Annotated in this window: 18 protein-coding genes; 17 read left to right on the forward strand and 1 reads right to left on the reverse strand. The window is 63.3% G+C overall.

The window, feature by feature from the left end; all coding sequences use genetic code 11:
* The first annotated feature begins 170 nt into the window (after positions 1-170).
* The 5 genes from rho (at position 171) to AC6JAC_RS08765 (ending at position 5,926) form a co-directional block, all read left to right on the forward strand.
* Positions 171-2,342: a transcription termination factor Rho gene (rho, locus tag AC6JAC_RS08745; protein WP_347895591.1), complete on the forward strand. Its 2,172-nt coding sequence runs from the start codon at positions 171-173 to the stop codon at positions 2,340-2,342.
* A gap of 108 nt (positions 2,343-2,450) precedes the next feature.
* Positions 2,451-3,524 carry a peptide chain release factor 1 gene (gene prfA, locus AC6JAC_RS08750; protein ID WP_028270101.1) on the forward strand — a complete coding sequence of 358 codons (1,074 nt, stop codon included), beginning with the start codon at positions 2,451-2,453 and terminating at the stop codon, positions 3,522-3,524.
* A gap of 18 nt (positions 3,525-3,542) precedes the next feature.
* Entirely contained in the window at positions 3,543-4,427 is an 885-nt protein-coding gene (gene prmC, locus AC6JAC_RS08755) for a peptide chain release factor N(5)-glutamine methyltransferase (RefSeq protein ID WP_497964322.1), read from the forward strand.
* Positions 4,428-4,463: 36 nt separating this feature from the next.
* The gene (locus tag AC6JAC_RS08760) at positions 4,464-5,171 is read left to right on the forward strand and encodes an L-threonylcarbamoyladenylate synthase (RefSeq protein WP_028270099.1); all 708 of its coding nucleotides are present in this window, start codon (positions 4,464-4,466) and stop codon (positions 5,169-5,171) included.
* A complete protein-coding gene (locus AC6JAC_RS08765; RefSeq protein ID WP_028270098.1) occupies positions 5,168-5,926 on the forward strand; it encodes a WecB/TagA/CpsF family glycosyltransferase in 759 nt (252 codons plus the stop codon). Before AC6JAC_RS08760 ends, AC6JAC_RS08765 begins: the two co-directional genes overlap by 4 nt.
* A gap of 28 nt (positions 5,927-5,954) precedes the next feature.
* Here AC6JAC_RS08765 and AC6JAC_RS08770 read toward each other — a convergent pair whose 3' ends face one another.
* Positions 5,955-6,851, reverse strand: coding sequence for a glycosyltransferase (locus tag AC6JAC_RS08770; protein WP_028270097.1), 897 nt, complete (start codon positions 6,849-6,851; stop codon positions 5,955-5,957).
* A 296-nt stretch (positions 6,852-7,147) separates the two neighbouring features.
* Between AC6JAC_RS08770 and AC6JAC_RS08775 the strand changes: the two genes are divergently transcribed.
* The 12 genes from AC6JAC_RS08775 (at position 7,148) to AC6JAC_RS08830 (ending at position 16,798) form a co-directional block, all read left to right on the forward strand.
* A complete protein-coding gene (locus tag AC6JAC_RS08775) occupies positions 7,148-8,308 on the forward strand; it encodes an MraY family glycosyltransferase (protein ID WP_028270096.1) in 1,161 nt (386 codons plus the stop codon).
* 107 nt (positions 8,309-8,415) lie between these two features.
* Entirely contained in the window at positions 8,416-8,907 is a 492-nt protein-coding gene (locus AC6JAC_RS08780; protein WP_028270095.1) for a Cg1360 family ATP-synthase-associated protein, read from the forward strand.
* A 16-nt stretch (positions 8,908-8,923) separates the two neighbouring features.
* On the forward strand, positions 8,924-9,223 hold the full coding sequence (locus AC6JAC_RS08785) for a hypothetical protein (RefSeq protein WP_081818837.1): 300 nt from the start codon (positions 8,924-8,926) through the stop codon (positions 9,221-9,223).
* Between the two features lie 91 nt (positions 9,224-9,314).
* Positions 9,315-10,115 (forward strand): F0F1 ATP synthase subunit A, encoded by an 801-nt coding sequence (atpB, locus tag AC6JAC_RS08790; protein WP_028270094.1) that lies wholly within the window; start codon positions 9,315-9,317, stop codon positions 10,113-10,115.
* A gap of 80 nt (positions 10,116-10,195) precedes the next feature.
* The gene (atpE, locus tag AC6JAC_RS08795) at positions 10,196-10,414 is read left to right on the forward strand and encodes an ATP synthase F0 subunit C (RefSeq protein ID WP_011692451.1); all 219 of its coding nucleotides are present in this window, start codon (positions 10,196-10,198) and stop codon (positions 10,412-10,414) included.
* 53 nt (positions 10,415-10,467) lie between these two features.
* A complete protein-coding gene (locus AC6JAC_RS08800) occupies positions 10,468-11,016 on the forward strand; it encodes a F0F1 ATP synthase subunit B (protein ID WP_011692450.1) in 549 nt (182 codons plus the stop codon).
* Positions 11,016-11,843: a F0F1 ATP synthase subunit delta gene (locus AC6JAC_RS08805; protein WP_028270093.1), complete on the forward strand. Its 828-nt coding sequence runs from the start codon at positions 11,016-11,018 to the stop codon at positions 11,841-11,843. Before AC6JAC_RS08800 ends, AC6JAC_RS08805 begins: the two co-directional genes overlap by 1 nt.
* A gap of 82 nt (positions 11,844-11,925) precedes the next feature.
* Positions 11,926-13,563: a F0F1 ATP synthase subunit alpha gene (gene atpA / locus AC6JAC_RS08810; protein WP_028270092.1), complete on the forward strand. Its 1,638-nt coding sequence runs from the start codon at positions 11,926-11,928 to the stop codon at positions 13,561-13,563.
* A gap of 76 nt (positions 13,564-13,639) precedes the next feature.
* Positions 13,640-14,533 (forward strand): F0F1 ATP synthase subunit gamma, encoded by an 894-nt coding sequence (locus tag AC6JAC_RS08815; RefSeq protein WP_028270091.1) that lies wholly within the window; start codon positions 13,640-13,642, stop codon positions 14,531-14,533.
* 82 nt (positions 14,534-14,615) lie between these two features.
* Positions 14,616-16,070, forward strand: a complete 1,455-nt coding sequence (atpD, locus tag AC6JAC_RS08820; protein WP_011692446.1) for a F0F1 ATP synthase subunit beta — start codon at positions 14,616-14,618, stop codon at positions 16,068-16,070.
* Between the two features lies 1 nt (position 16,071).
* On the forward strand, positions 16,072-16,356 hold the full coding sequence (locus tag AC6JAC_RS08825; protein WP_011692445.1) for a F0F1 ATP synthase subunit epsilon: 285 nt from the start codon (positions 16,072-16,074) through the stop codon (positions 16,354-16,356).
* A gap of 10 nt (positions 16,357-16,366) precedes the next feature.
* A complete protein-coding gene (locus tag AC6JAC_RS08830) occupies positions 16,367-16,798 on the forward strand; it encodes a DUF2550 domain-containing protein (RefSeq protein WP_028270090.1) in 432 nt (143 codons plus the stop codon).
* The last annotated feature ends 3 nt before the right edge of the window (positions 16,799-16,801 follow it).

The following is a 16,801-nucleotide window of genomic DNA, read 5'->3' on the forward strand; positions in this document are numbered from 1 at the left end:
CCGCCATTCCGTTCTCTTCTTGGAATGTTCGAGGCGTATCAGTATCCGGCCCTGCTGGCCGAATTCCATCCGGCAAGGCCGAAATCCGGCTGCAGATCTGAACTGCAGCCCAGATCAAATCATCGCGTCCAGCTCCCAGTCTGGACGCCGTCGAGGGGGAAGGATCCTTCGTGACCGAAACCACTGAGCTGTCTCCAGCTGTGGACATATCTTCTGCTACCGACTTGTCGGCAGCACCCGCCAAGAGCAGCGGCCTTGCCGGCCTTAAGCTCGCCCAGCTGCAGGCTCTTGCCAGCCAGCTCGGTATCTCCGGCGGATCCCGCATGCGCAAGGGCGATCTGGTGACCGCCATTTCCGCCCACCGTGCAGGCACTTCAGCCACCAAGGCTCCGGCCAAGGGCGCTGACAAGACCGGCGAAAACATCTCGGCACGGGCTACTGCGCCGGCAGCGGCCGCCCCTGTAGCTGAAGCTGCAGAGGCTCCCGCAGCGGAAGGCACCCGTGCCCGCCGTGGCCGCAGCCGCCGTGCCGGCAGCGACGGCGTTGTCACCGCTCCCGCCACCGAGGCACCGGCACCGGAAGCCGCTCCCAGCGAAGCGCCCGCGGCTCCGGAAGCCGCCCAGGCCGCTGTGTCCGAAGGTGCTGCACCGGAAGCTGCAGAGCGCCGCCAGCCCCGCACCCGGAACCGGCGCCGCGGTGAAGCAGCCGCCCAGGCGACGGCCCCCGCCGCCGAGGCTGAAGCGCCGGCCCAGGCGCCTGCCGAGCAGCGCGTCTCCGAACAGCGTGTTTCCGAGCAGCGCGTTTCCGAGCAGCGCACGGAACAGCGTGGCGGTGAGCAGCGCGAACAGCGCGGCGCAGACCAGGGCGGCGAAGCGGCCGAAGCCGGTCAGCGCAACGAACGCCAGGCAACCCGCACCCGTGGCGGCCGCGACGGCGGTGAAACCGCCGTTACGCGGGAAACGACCCGCCGGGACGACACCCGCGAGAGCGACGATGCCGACGGCGGAAGCCGCCGCAACCGCCGCAACCGCCGTGACCGCAACGACCGGACGGGCGGCCAGGACAACAGCCGCGACAACCGGGATAACTCCCGCAACGACCGCTTCCGCGACCGTAACGATCGCCGTCGTGGACGCGCCCAGGGACCGGACGTCGACGACGTCGAGGTCACCGAGGACGATGTCCTGCTGCCCGTCGCCGGCATCCTGGACGTGCTGGAGAACTACGCGTTCATCCGCACCTCCGGCTACCTGCCGGGTCCGAACGACGTCTACGTGTCCCTCGCACAGGTCAAGAAGTACAACCTGCGCAAGGGCGACGCCGTTGTCGGCGCCATCCGCGCACCGCGTGAAGGCGAAGACCGCAGCCAGCAGTCCGCCCGCCAGAAGTTCAACGCCCTGGTCCGGGTCACCTCCGTCAACGGCAAGACTCCCGAGGAACTCAAGGACCGCGTCGAATTCGCGAAGCTGGTCCCGCTGTACCCCTCGGAGCGCCTGCGCCTCGAGACGGACCCCAAGAAGATCGGCCCCCGCGTCATCGACCTGGTTGCCCCGATCGGCAAGGGCCAGCGCGGCCTGATCGTCTCGCCGCCGAAGGCCGGCAAGACGCTCATCCTGCAGTCCATCGCCAACGCGATCACCACCAACAATCCTGAGGTCCACCTCATGATGGTGCTCGTTGACGAACGTCCCGAAGAAGTCACGGACATGCAGCGCACCGTGAAGGGCGAGGTCATTGCCTCCACCTTCGACCGCCCCGCCGACGACCACACCACCGTGGCCGAGCTCTCCATCGAACGCGCCAAGCGACTCGTGGAAATGGGCATGGACGTTGTGGTGCTCCTCGACTCCATGACCCGCCTGGGCCGCGCCTACAACCTGGCGGCACCGGCTTCCGGCCGTATCCTGTCCGGTGGCGTCGACTCGGCAGCGCTGTACCCGCCGAAGCGCTTCTTCGGTGCAGCCCGCAACATCGAAAACGGCGGCTCGCTCACCATCCTGGCCACCGCGCTCGTCGAGACCGGTTCCAAGATGGACGAGGTCATCTTCGAAGAGTTCAAGGGCACCGGCAACATGGAACTGCGCCTGTCCCGCCAGCTGGCTGACAAGCGCATCTTCCCGGCAGTGGACGTCAACGCGTCCGGTACCCGCCGCGAAGAGAACCTGCTTTCCCCCGAGGAAGTCAAGATCATGTGGAAGCTGCGCCGTGTCCTCTCCGGACTCGAAACGCAGCAGAGCCTTGAGCTGCTGACCAACAAGATCCGGGAGACCCAGAGCAACGTCGAGTTCCTCATGCAGGTTCAGAAGACGACGCTTGGTGCGAAGTCGGATAACGACAAGTAGCTGTGCTTACCGCTCAAAGTATGCCGACCCTGTGGCCGGCATACTTTGGGCGGTTCGTCGTTAAGTCCCACGAAACTAGACTTGTAAGAGTCGAAAGAGGTTTTGAAAATGTTTGAGTCCGTACAGGGCCTGCTTGATGAGCATGATGCCATCCAGGCGCAGCTGGGGGATCCTGCCGTTTATGCTGACCAGCGGCTAGCCCGGAAGCTTGGGCGGCGGTCTGCTCAGTTGAACGGCATTGTCGAGGCCTACCACCGCTGGGAGGGTATTCGGGACGACCTCGCGGCGGCCAGGGAAATGGCGGACGAGGACCCTGAGTTTGCCGCCGAGGTGCCTGAGCTGGAGGCTTCGCTGGAGACGGCGGCCGCCAAGCTGCGCCGCCTGCTCATCCCGCGCGATCCGGACGATGCCCGCAACGTGATTCTCGAGGTCAAGGGCGGCGAAGGCGGCGACGAGGCTGCGCTCTTCGCTGCGGACCTGCTGCGGATGTACACCCGCTACGCGGAATCACGCGGCTGGAAAACCGAGCTCATATCGGCCACCGAATCGGACCTGGGCGGCTACAAGGACGTCCAGATGGCCGTCAAGGGCAGCTCGAACGACCCCGCCGAAGGCGTTTACGCGCGGCTGAAGTTCGAAGGCGGCGTGCACCGTGTGCAGCGGGTCCCCGTGACGGAATCCCAGGGCCGCATCCACACCTCGGCCGCCGGCGTCCTGGTGCTTCCCGAAGTGGACGAGCCTGAAGAGCTTGAGATCAACCAGAACGACCTCAAGATCGACGTCTACCGGTCCTCGGGGCCGGGCGGGCAGTCGGTTAACACCACCGACTCCGCGGTGCGCATCACCCACCTTCCCACCGGCATCGTGGTGGCCATGCAGAACGAAAAGTCCCAGCTGCAGAACCGTGAGGCCGGCATGCGCGTGCTGCGCGCCCGCATCCTGGCGCACCAGCAGGAACAGATCGACGCCGAGAACTCGGCCCAGCGCAAGTCCCAGATCCGCACCATGGACCGTTCCGAGCGCATCCGGACCTACAACTACCCGGAAAACCGCATCGCGGACCACCGCACCGGGTACAAGGCCTACAACCTGGACCAGGTCATGAACGGCGACCTGGAACCCGTGATCCAGTCGGCCATCGAGATGGACGAACAGGCCCGCCTGGACGCCATCGGCGAATAGTCTCCGGCGGCACGCACGATGACACTCGGAACTGGGCTGAGCCTGGCGGAAGCCGTCCGCGAGGCGACCGCCATCCTTCACGGCGCCGGGGTTCCCAGCCCGCGCGTGGATGCGGAGCTGCTGGCGGACCACCTCCTGGGCGTCGGCCTGGGCAGGCTGCGGGCCATGCTCCTGGCGGATTCGTCCCCGGAGCCCGACGGCTATGCCGAGCTGGTGGCCGAGCGCGCGCAGCGGGTGCCGCTGCAGCACATTACCGGTGTGGCCCACTTCCGCTACCTGCAGCTGGCCGTGGGGCCCGGGGTCTTCATTCCACGGCCGGAGACCGAGTCCGTGGTCCAGCTGGTCATTGACCGGCTCAAGAAACCGGCCCAGGGCACCCGCCGTCCCAAGGTGGTGGACCTGGGCACGGGCTCCGGAGCCATTGCCGGCTCCATCGCCCTCGAAGTGCCGGGCGCGGACGTCTACGCCGTGGAGTTCAGCGAATTTGCCCATGCCTGGGCCGAACGCAACCTGCGGCCGCTCGGGGTCACCCTGCTCCGCGGGGACCTTCGGGACGCTCTGCCGGAACACAACGGAACGTTCGACGTCGTGGTTTCAAACCCGCCGTACATTCCCGCCGAGGCGATTCCCAACGAACCCGAAGTGGCTTTGCACGATCCGCCCGAAGCGCTGTATGGCGGGGGAGCGGACGGGATGGAACTCCCGACGGCGGCGGCGGCGTCTGCCGCACGGCTGCTGGTTTCCGGCGGCTACTTCGTCATGGAACACGCCGAAGTCCAGGCAACATGGATCGCAGCCATGCTGAAGGCCTCGGGCCTCTGGTCAGACGTGATGACGCACCTGGACCTCAACGGCAAGGAACGCGCCACGAGTGCAGTCCTTGCCGCACCGTCGGACCGATAAACCAATCAGCCCATGAAGTGATGAAAGAATAGGCCAGTGACCACAACCTACGACTGCACGGCAGCTGACCAGCGGGCCGAAGGGCTGGAGAATGCCCAGCGGGCCATCCGCCAACACAAATGCGTGGTGTTCCCTACCGACACGGTGTACGGAATCGGTGCTGACGCGTTCTCGCCCCAGGCTGTCAACATGCTGCTGGCGTCCAAGGGCCGCAGCCGGAAGATGCCGCCGCCGGTCCTCATCCCGCGGCTCAACGCCCTGGACGGGCTGGCAACGGACGTCCCTGCAGAGGCCCGCAAGCTCGCCGAGGCGTTCTGGCCGGGCGGCCTCACCATGATCTTCCACGCGCAGCCGTCGCTCGACTGGGACCTGGGGGAGACCAAGGGCACTGTCGCGTTGCGGATGCCGGCCGACGACGTCGCTCAGGACCTGTTGACGCTGACCGGACCCCTCGCAGTGTCGTCAGCAAACCGCACCGGCCAGCCGGCAGCCCGGACCGCCGCCGAGGCCCTGACCCAGCTCGCCGAATCCGTTGAGGTCTACCTCGAAGGGGGACTGCGTCCGGAGGGCGGCGCGGACGCGGAGGCCCTCCCCTCAACCATTATCGACGCCACTGCACTGCCCCTCAGGGTGGTGCGCCAGGGTGCCCTCGCCCTTGAGAAACTGCGCGAGGTTGTTCCCGGACTCCTGGACATTGACGGCAATGCCGCCGACGAATCCGTCACGGGATCCGGCGTCGAATGATTCTCACCCGGCAGCACATCCCCGTCCTCGGTGTCGACGCGACGCCACTGACCGTGCAGGGGATGACGGCCACGCTCGACCGTTTTGTCGCAGAAGGCGGCACCCGCACGGTGGTGGGCCACAACCTGCACAGCGTGACGCTCTTCCACTCCGATCCGGAATTCCGGGCCCTCTACGAAAACAGCGATGTGGTGCTGCTCGACGGCGCGCCCGTGCTGTGGCTGTGGGGACGGTCGGGGGATGCCGACGGGCCCGTCATGGACTACCGCCTGGGTTCCACCGACTGGATCCCTGCCCTCGGCAATGTGGAAGGCCTTGAACGAATTGCCGTGCTCGGCGCCGGCGCGGAAGCCAACGCCAGGGCTGTGACGCGCCTGGCCGGGATCGTGCCGAATGCCAAAGTGGCCGGCATGCCGGGCGAAGGCTGGAACAGCGACCTTGAAAACGACGCTGTTGCCTGGCTGCAGGAGCTGCGTCCGCAGCTGGTGCTGCTCGGACTCGGGATGCCTTTGCAGGAAATGGTCCTCCGCCGGAGGCTGGACGCACTTCCCCCTGCCGTGTACTGCGCGGTGGGCGGTGCGATCGAACAGATCGCCGGAATCCAGAAGCTTGCTCCGCGCTGGTTGGGACGCCTGGGCCTGGAATGGGCCTGGCGGCTCATGCTGCATCCCCGCAGGGTGGCCTATCGTGTTTTCGGTGAACCGTGGGTGCTGCTGGCCCTCCTGGTCCGGAAACGACTCAGGCAGAACGGCTAGGATCCGCCGTTTTCCAAGCTAGAACAGGCTAGAACTTCTGGTCCTTCAGGGGACCGAAGCCCTTGCCGCGCAGGCCGGTGGAAAACGCCCGGAACCAGTCCGCCAGGCCGCGGAAGTCGCCGCGGCGCAGGAAGTAGCCGAGGTAGCCGCCAACGTCCGCCACGAGCGACTTCACGCGGAAGTGGCGGCGGATCAGGTAGCCGCGGTTCCGGTAGTAGTAGTAGCGCTTGAACGCCGTCTCGGGAACGATCACGTGCCACCTGGCGCCAAATACGTGCTGCGTTTCGGCAAAGGCGTGCGGATGCGTGATGGCGGTGGTGGTTACCGTGCCAAAGCGGATGCCCGCCTTCCGGAGCCTGATGGTGAAGTCCACCTCGTCGCCGCGGATGAAAAGCCGCATGTCGGGCAGGCCCACCTTGAAGAAGACGTCCGACCGGATCAGCGCTCCGTTGAAGAAGTGGCCGTCGTCGGGCAGGAAGCCAAGCTTCTCCACTTCCGCCCGGTCGTGGGTGACTTTACCGTCGAGGCGGAAGAAAAAGGACAGCCGGTCCGGGTGGCCCGGCGCGGCAACGAGCGGGACCACAGCATCCAGGCCGCGGGCTTCGGCTTCCCGGAGCAGCGTGGCGAGGCATTCCGGGTCGCCGGGTTCGGCGTCGTCGTCCATCATCCAGATCCAGTCAGCGCCGCTGGCAACCGCCTTCAGGACGGCGAGGGAAAAACCACCGGCGCCGCCAAGGTTCGCTTCGGACCGGACGTAGTCCACGTTGGCGTGCTGGTCCGCCACCTCTTTGGCAGGCACGGTGCCGCTGTCCACGAGGCAAATGGAATGGACCGGAGAGCTCTGCCGGTTGATGGCATTCAGCAGGACGGCGAGCTCGCGGGGACGGTCAAACGTCACGGCGGCAACTGCAACCGAGGGGGACATCGCTGGTTCCTTTCAACACGGCCGCCGGTGGATTTCCCGCCGGCAATGGGCCGTGTGACGCGAAGCCAGCCAGCCGTTGGCATTAGTATCTTGACTAGAGTCCACTGTAATACAGCCCTGTCAGGCACCAAGCACTGCCTGCCGCGCGCACGGCGACGGAGAAGTTTCATTTATCGAAAGTCAGTTCCACAGCAATCGAACCCTAGCTATCCCTGCCGCCGGCCACTGACCGGGCTGCAGGGATACACACTGTCGAGGGTTGGTTCCGTCAACGGCGCGGGGAAGGTGGCTTCCCCATGATCATGTACCTGCTGATGATGCTGACGGCCGCAGGCGTGTCCTTCGCCGCCACCTGGGGTGCGCGGCTGATCGGCAACAGGCTTGAGCTTTTCTCGCCGATCCGCAGCCGTGACACCCACTCCCATAAAGTCTCCCGGCTGGGAGGCCTGGGCATTTACGCGGGGTTCCTGGTGGCGCTGATCGTGGCGAGCCAGTCCTTCTTCGTCAAGGACATCTTCCGCGGCAACGCCTCGCCCTGGGGCGTGCTGGCCGGCGCCACGCTGATCGTCATCGTGGGTCTCGCCGACGACCTCCTGGACCTCCGGTGGTGGGTGAAACTGATCGGCCAGAGCGCTGCTGCCATGGTGGTGGCCATCTGGGGCGTGAGGATGAGCATCCTGCCGTTGATACCCGAGCCGATCCTGCTTGAGAATGAGATCGTCCGCATCGTCCTCACCGCGGGGCTGATCGTCACCACCATGAACGCGTTCAACTTCATCGACGGGCTGGACGGGCTCGCCGCCGGCGTGGCCATCATCGGCGGCGCGGCGTTCTTCCTGACTGCCTACTGGGTGCACAGGTCGGCCGTGCTGCTCGACTATTCGGATCTCGCGACGCTGCTCACTGCGGTGGTGGTGGGCAGCTGCGCAGGCTTCCTGCCGCACAACTGGTTCCCTTCGAAGATCTTCATGGGGGACTCCGGCGCCATGCTGATCGGACTCCTCATGGCCTCCGCCGGCATTGTCTCAACGGGCCAGATCACCTCCGGCCTTTACGACCGGGCCAACGGTATACCGACGATCATTCCCATCCTCCTGCCGTTCGCAGTGCTGTTCCTGCCGTTGCTGGACCTCAGCCTTGCGGTGGTGCGGCGTACTGCGCTGGGACGTTCGCCCTGGTCCGCGGACCGCGGACACCTGCACCACAAGCTGATGGACATTGGCTACTCCCATCGCGCATCCGTCATCCTGATGTACGCCTGGACCTGCGTGCTGGCGTTCGGGGGCCTGGCCTTCGCCATCTTCCCGTGGCAGCTTGTGCTGGCTGCGGACGTCGCGGCGGCCGCGGTCATGGCCGTGGTCACCGCATGGCCGTACCTTCGCGACAAGGCGCCCGGGCCGGGGCCGCGGTCGGAAGGGGAGTACGAGGCCGAAGCGGAAGCAGCGGGGCAGGAGTGAGCTTTCGACACCCTTTTCCGAATAATTTCTATCTCATGTAGAATTTCAGTGCAGCTCTTCGCCGCACCCTCCTTTGCCAGCCCGCAGTACACGACGATTGGGATCTGATGACCTCCAACGCCGATCCCGGACACAGATCCGGTAACGGACCCGTTGGTGTCTCCGGCCCCACAAAATCACTCTGGCTGGGACTCTTGAAGCTGAGCGCAGGTGCGGCCCTGGCCGGCCTGGTGCTCGCCGGAATACCGGCCGCGATCCTCAACGGCGGCGGGGGAGTGCTCTCAAGCACTTTCGGCGGCCTCCTTGTGATGGCGTTCTTCGGAATCAGCCTCCTGGTGGGCCATTTTGTCGGACGGAACAATCCCTCGGGCGCCATCGGGGTCTTTGTTGTCACCTACTTCGTCAAAGTCGTGGGTTTCGCCGTGGTGCTCTTCGTTATCGGAGCACCCGAATGGCTCCACGCCCGCTGGTTCCTCATCGGCGCCGTCACAGCCGTCGTGTTCTGGCAGGCGGCAGAGATCTACGGATTCAGCAAGGCCCGCCTCCGCATCTATAACGACCCCGAACCCGTGAAAGACGGCAATGATGAACAGCCGTAATTCGAAGCGAAAAAACATGCGGGAAATCCCCAAAACCACCCAAGGTTCCGCAGGCGTATCTTCCGACGGCGGGGACGGCGGATACAACGCCGGCATCGCCGTCTTTAGCTACATAATTGGCGGAATCATCGTCTGGAGTTTGATAGGGTGGGGTCTGGATTATCTGTGGGGAACCCGCTGGATTGTGCTCGCAGGCGCTCTGCTTGGAGCTGCGGGAGGGTTCTATCTTTCTCATATGCACGGACTCACCAGTAACAGAACGTCACCTGGTGAAGACAGTGCAGCCAGCGGCCCGTCCAAGGACGAGGAACAGTAATGCCTAACAATTTCACAAGGGGAAGGGCGGACATGAAGATCGCCGGACCCTCACCAACGCCCAATGATGGACACTGCAGAGAGGAAACGCGTTGATCGCGCTTGCGCTCCCGGCCCAAGATTCAGGAGAGTTCAACCCTCCTGGAATTGAAGAAATGCACCTGCCGGCAATCCTGCCGTGGGGTGCGGCAGACGGATTCTCCAAGCAGATGCTGCTGGTTATCCTGTCGGTCGTCATTATCGCTACATTCTTTCTGCTAGCTGCGCGGAAGCAGCAGCTTGTTCCCGGCAAACTGCAGTTTGCAGGTGAAGCCGCCTACGGCTTCGTCCGCAACAGCATCGCCAAGGACATCATTGGCGGCAAGGACTTCATTAAGTACGTCCCGCTGTTGTTCAGCCTCTTCTTCTTCATTCTGGTGAACAACATCTACGGCGCCATCCCGCTGATCCAGCTTCCGAGCTTCTCGCACGTCGGCGGCGCCTATGTGCTGGCAGCCATCGTCTACCTGACCTGGATCGGCATCGGCGTCAAGAAGAACGGTCTCAAGTACTTCAAGCTGGCCACTGTTCCCTCGGGCGTGCCGGTGTACATCCTCCCGATCGTTATTCCGATCGAGATCATTTCCAACTTCCTGGTCCGCCCTGTCACGCACAGCCTCCGTCTGTTCGCCACCATGCTGGCCGGACACCTGATTGTGATGATCGCCGGATCCGGCATCGAGTACCTGGTCATGCAGGAGAACATCCTCCTGAAGGGCACCTCGGTACTGGTTCTCGTCGGCGCCATCGCCATGTACATGCTGGAAGCGCTGATCATGGCGCTGCAGGCTTACGTTTTCACGCTGCTGACTGCCATCTACATTGAAGGCGCACTGCACGCGGACAGCCACTAGGCACCCACAAACTTCCCCTTCGCGGGGATGAAGCAACCCAAACAACCTGCCACACGGGTGGCATCTTGAAAGGAAGAAAAATGGAAGGCTCCATCAACGGCTCCCTCAACCTCATCGGCTACGGCCTCTCCGCTATCGGCGGTGGTATCGGTGTGGGTCTCGTGTTCGCGGCTTACATCAATGGTGTGGCACGTCAGCCGGAAGCCCAGCGCGTCCTGCAGCCGATCGCATTCCTCGGCCTTGCGCTGACTGAAGCACTCGCCATCCTCGGCCTGGTGTTCGCTTTCGTTCTCTCCTAAGCGTTAGAACTTAGCGAACATCCAGAAACCGAGTAGATAAGGACGGGTGAAATATGAATCAGACGATCATCTCAGCCGCCACCGAAGGCACTAATCCGCTCGTTCCCAACCCTTGGGAAATGGGCGTAGTCCTGGCCGGCTTTGCTGTCCTCTTTTACATCGTGGTCAAGTTCGTTGTCCCGATGTTCGAGAAGACGTTCGCGGAGCGTGCCGAGGCTATTGAAGGTGGCATCGCCAAGGCTGAAAAGGCCCAGGCAGAGGCTTCTGCTGCACTCGAAGAGTACAAGCAGCAGCTCACCGACGCCCGTGCAGAAGCCAACCGCATCCGCGAGGAAGCCCGTGCCGAAGGCGCCCAGATCCTCGCGGACCTGAAGGAAAAGGCAGCTGCAGAGTCTGCCCGCATCACCGCGCACGCCCACGCTCAGATCGAATCCGAGCGCCAGGCTGCCGTTGTGTCGCTGCGCGCCGAAGTCGGCACGCTGGCTACCACGCTGGCAAGCCGCATCGTCGGCGAGTCACTGAGCGATGATGCACGTGCAGCCCGCGTGGTTGACCGTTTCCTGGCAGATCTGGAGAACCAGAACGCAGGTGCAGCTAAGTAATGGCAGGTGTATCGAGCGAATCGCTGACCGCGGCGCTGGTGGCATTGGAAGCCAAGCTTCCCTTCGCTTCGCTGCAGTTGGCAAAGGAACTCTTCGGAATCCTGGGAACGGTGGACAGCTCGGCTGGTTTGCGCCGTGCCCTGACTGACCCGTCCCGCAGCGGTGACGAAAAGTCGGCACTGGTCAAGCAGCTCTTCAGTGGGAAAGTCTCCACTGATGCTGCGGAAATCGCGAGCGGACTGGCCGGTTCACGCTGGGCGTCGGCTCGGGATATCGGCGATGCACTCGAGACTCTTGCCGCTTCGGTGGTAATTGCCGTTGCTGAGAACAAGTCGGCCGTCTCTGCCTCAGGGATCACCGGACTGGAAACGCTGGAGAACGATCTGTTCTCCTTCAACCAGGCCGTCGGTTCCAGCCACGAGGTACAGCGTGCTCTGTCCGAGCCGCAGGCGAGCCCGGCTGCCAAGACTGCCCTCGCCGAGAAGCTCGTTCCCCACGCAAGCGAGGAAGCGAAAGTCCTTATCGGACAGGCAGTTTCGCAGCCGCGCGGCCTCAAGGTGACAAACCTTGTACGCCGTTTCGCCGAGCTTGCAGCCAAGCGCCAGCAGCGCTGGATCGCAACGGTCAGCGTCACCCGTCCGCTGACGGAAACGCAGACCAGCCGGTTGCAGGCAGCGCTGAATGCGCTGTACGGGCGCGAGCTCAAGATCAACATGAACGTTGACCCGGCACTGATCGGTGGCATCCGGATCCAGGTCGGTGATGAAGTGGTAGACGCTTCTGTACTGAACCGCCTGGGCCAGCTCCAGCGTCAGCTTGCCGGCTAACCGGACAAGCACAACTTAACTGATAGAAACCCCGGTCATCGTGACAACGATGATCACGAAAACAGGAGAGCAGGGACTGCAGATGGCCGAATTGACCATCAACGCCGACGACGTCCGTATTGCGTTGAACGAGTTCGCGGCGTCCTACGAACCCGGAAACGCAGAGCGCGTAGAGGTCGGCCGTGTGACCACCGCAGGTGACGGCATCGCCCGTGTTGAGGGCCTTCCCTCGGTCATGGCGAACGAGTTGCTTCGTTTCGAAGACGGCACGCTGGGCCTGGCCCAGAACCTCGACGTCCGCGAAATCGGTGTCATCATCCTCGGTGACTTCACCGGAATCGAAGAGGGCCAGGAAGTCCACCGTACGGGTCAGGTTCTGTCCGTGCCGGTTGGCGATGCCTTCCTCGGCCGCGTGGTTGACCCGCTGGGCCAGCCGATCGATGACCTCGGCGAGATCAAGGCTGAAACCACTCGTGCACTGGAACTCCAGGCGCCCGGCGTGACCCAGCGCAAGTCGGTGCACGAGCCGATGCAGACCGGTCTGAAGGCTATCGACGCCATGATCCCGATCGGCCGCGGCCAGCGTCAGCTGATCATTGGCGACCGCCAGACCGGCAAGTCGGCAATCGCCATCGACACGATCATCAACCAGAAGGCCAACTGGGCTTCCGGAGATGTCACCAAGCAGGTGCGCTGCATCTACGTGGCCATCGGCCAGAAGGCGTCCACCATCGCGGCTGTTCGCCAGACGCTCGAGGACAACGGCGCACTGGAATACACCACCATTGTGGCTTCCCCCGCGTCCGACCCCGCAGGCTTCAAGTACCTGGCCCCTTACGCCGGTTCGGCCATTGGCCAGCACTGGATGTACGGCGGCAAGCACGTCCTCATCGTGTTCGATGACCTTTCCAAGCAGGCCGAGGCCTACCGTGCAGTGTCACTGCTGCTCCGCCGCCCGCCGGGACGCGAAGCCTACCCGGGCGACGTCTTCTACTTGCACTCCCGCCTGCTGGAGCGTTGTGCCAAGCTCTCCGACGAGCTGGGCGCCGGCTCGATGACCGGCCTGCCGCTCATCGAGACCAAGGCAAACGACGTCTCCGCTTACATCCCGACCAACGTGATCTCCATTACCGATGGCCAGATCTTCCTGCAGTCGGACCTCTTCAACGCCAACCAGCGTCCCGCAGTCGACGTGGGTGTCTCGGTTTCCCGCGTGGGTGGCGCAGCACAGGTCAAGTCCATGAAGAAGGTCTCCGGTACCTTGAAGCTGGAATTGGCCCAGTACCGCGACATGCAGGCATTCGCAATGTTCGCGTCGGACCTCGACGCCGCATCGCGCCAGCAGCTGACCCGTGGCGCACGCCTGATGGAACTGCTCAAGCAGGGCCAGTACTCGCCGTTCCCGGTCGAGAATCAGGTTGTTTCCATCTGGGCCGGTACCAACGGCTACCTGGACGACGTTCCGGTTGAGGACATCAACCGCTTCGAGACCGAGTTCCTGGAGCACCTGAAGCACAAGTCCTCCATCCTGACGACGCTGGCACAGACCAACGTCATGGACGATGACACCGCAGAAGCACTGAAGACCTCGATCGTGGCCTTCAAGAAGGGCTTCTTCGGCGAGGGCGACAACCTCCTGGTTGGTGCGGGGCACGAGGAACATGCCCCCATCGACGAGGCGCAGGTCGACCAGGAAAAAATCGTCAAGCAGAAGCGCTAGTTTCGCTGGCAGGGACTGCCGGGACCCCGACGGGTTCCGGCAGTCCCGGCCACCGGGATCTTAGGAAAGGATAAGTATGGGAGCCCAGATTCGGGTCTACCGCCAGAAGATCAGCTCGACGACGTCGATGCGCAAGATCTTCAAGGCGATGGAACTGATCGCTACCTCGCGCATCGGCAAGGCCCGCGCACGCGTAGCGGCTTCACTGCCTTACGCAAACGCGATTACGCGTGCCGTTTCTGCTGTCGCTAGCCAGAGTGAAATCGACCACCCGCTGGTCACCGAGCCCGAGCAGATCCGCCGTGCCGCCGTCCTGGTCATCACCTCGGACCGTGGCCTTGCAGGTTCCTACTCGGCAAGTGTGCTCAAGCAGGCGGAAGGCCTCACCGAGCTGCTTCACGAGGAAGGCAAGGAAGTCAAAACGTACGTTGTCGGCCGCAAGGCACAGGCGTACTTCGATTTCCGCAACCGTCCTTACGCACGGGTATGGACCGGCAACACGGATTCACCGGAGTTTGCGACCGCGCAGGAAATCGGCGCAGCGCTGCTGGAGGATTTTGCCACCGCGTACGAAGAGGACGGCGTGGACGAGATCCACGTCGTGTACACCCGCTTCAAGTCCATGGTGACGCAGGAACCTACGGTCATCCGACTGCTTCCCCTCGAGGTCGTCGAAGAGCAGGCACAGTCCGAATCGGACCTCCTGCCGCTCTACGAGTTCGAACCGGAAACGGAGCAGGTGCTTGACGCACTGCTGCCGCGCTACATCGAATCACGTATCTTCGCCGCAATGTTGCAGGCAGCAGCTTCCGAGCTCGCAGCCCGTCAGCGGGCGATGAAGTCTGCCGGTGACAACGCCACGGACCTCATCAAGAAGTACACGCGTCTGCGCAACACTGCCCGCCAGGCTGAAATTACGCAGGAGCTTTCCGAAATCGTGGCCGGCGCCGACGCTTTGAGCGCGTCCTAGCCAGCACGGTTGCGGATCCAGCTGTACCTGCACCAAAAGATAAACTTAACCCCCACGCCATCTACTGAGTGAAGTGAGAGAGATGACTGCCACCGCTACCGAACACGTAGCCGCAACGTCCGGTGCTACCGGCCGTATTGCACGTGTTATTGGCCCGGTTGTCGACGTCGAATTCCCGGCTGACGCAATCCCCTCGATTTACAACGCACTCACCACGGAGATTACTCTCAACGGTGAGACCAAGACCATCACGTTCGAGGTTGCCCTGCACCTGGGTGACAACCTCATTCGCGCCATCTCCCTGCAGGCTACTGACGGACTCGTCCGCGGTACCAACGTTGTGGACACCGGCTCGCCCATCACCGTGCCTGTCGGCGACGGCGTCAAGGGTCACATCTTCAACGTCCTCGGCAAGCCGCTTGACGTTGACGAGTCCGAGATCCAGGCTTCGGACCACTGGGCCATCCACCGCAAGGCTCCCGCCTTCGCGACCCTCGAAGGCTCCACCGAGATGCTGGAAACCGGCATCAAGGTCATCGACCTCCTCACCCCGTACATCAAGGGTGGAAAGATCGGCCTCTTCGGCGGCGCCGGTGTCGGCAAGACCGTTCTGATCCAGGAAATGATCACGCGTGTTGCCCGCAACTTCGGTGGCACCTCGGTGTTCGCCGGCGTCGGCGAGCGTACCCGTGAAGGTAACGACCTCTGGGTTGAAATGGAAGAGGCCGGCGTCCTCAAGGACACCGCCCTTGTCTTCGGCCAGATGGATGAGCCGCCGGGAACGCGTCTGCGCGTTGCGCTGTCGGCGCTGACCATGGCGGAGTACTTCCGCGATGTGCAGAACCAGGACGTGCTGCTCTTCATCGACAACATCTTCCGCTTCACGCAGGCAGGTTCCGAGGTTTCCACCCTTCTCGGCCGCATGCCGTCCGCCGTGGGTTACCAGCCGAACCTTGCTGACGAGATGGGCCTCCTCCAGGAGCGCATCACGTCCACCAAGGGCCACTCCATCACCTCGATGCAGGCCATCTACGTTCCCGCGGATGACTACACCGACCCGGCTCCGGCCACCACGTTCGCACACCTTGACGCGACCACGGAACTTTCCCGTGAAATCGCTTCGCGTGGCCTGTACCCGGCCGTGGACCCGCTGACGTCGACTTCCCGAATCCTGGATCCCCAGTACATCGGCAAGGACCACTACAACACGGCAGTCCGTGTGAAGCAGATCCTGCAGAAGAACAAGGAACTCCAGGACATCATCGCCATCCTCGGTGTTGACGAACTGTCTGAAGAGGACAAGATCGTCGTGTCGCGTGCACGCCGTATCCAGCAGTTCCTCTCGCAGAACACCTACACTGCCAAGCAGTTCACCGGCGTCGAAGGCTCCACCGTTTCCATCAAGGACACGGTTGAAGGCTTCACCGCTATCTGCGACGGCGAGCTTGACCACGTTGCAGAGCAGGCGTTCTTCAACGTCGGCGGCCTGGATGACGTTGAGCGCCAGTGGGCCAAGATCCAGGAACAGACCAAGTAATATGGCTGAGCTTGAGGTTGAGATTGTCGCAGCGGATCACTTCGTGTGGTCCGGAGCGGCCAAGATGGTCAAGGCCCGCACCAGCGATGGTGAAATCGGAATCCTGCCCGGCCACTCGCCCCTGCTGGCGATTCTGGCCGAAGGTGAACTGGCCATTGAGCCTGTTTCCGGTGAGCGCATTGCTGTGGTTGTCGATGGCGGATTCTTCTCCGTCGACAACAACAGGGTGGTCATAGTTGCTGACAACGCCCAAATGGGTGAAGCGGCTACCGCGGGGATCCGCTAGCACGACCTTGATGAACGATCCTGGTTTTCCGTTCATCGCATTGGCAACAGTCTTTGCGTTGCTGATTTTTGCACTGTGCCTGTCCGGGGTACGCCGCTTTAACCTGCGGCGTGCCCTGGGCACAGTGGACGCCTCCATTTGCACGGCTGGAAAAAGCTGGCAGATGGGGGTTTGTCGTTATCAGGACAACGACCTTGAGTGGTTCAAGCTGCTCTCGCTCAGTGTCCGCCCCAAATACACTTTCCGGCGCAGTTCGCTGGAACTGGTGGGCCGCCGCCAGCCCACCGAGGCGGAACTCGTGAAAGTCCAGCCCGACTCCGTCATCGTGGAACTCCACTACGAAGGCCAGGAAGTCCTGCTGGCCATGAAGTTCGATGCCTACACCGGACTGTCCTCGTGGCTTGAAGCCGGGCCGGTCATCGGTGTGGGCACCTGGCGTTAACGC

It is taken from the genome of Arthrobacter sp. KUASC02 (genome assembly GCF_059739395.1).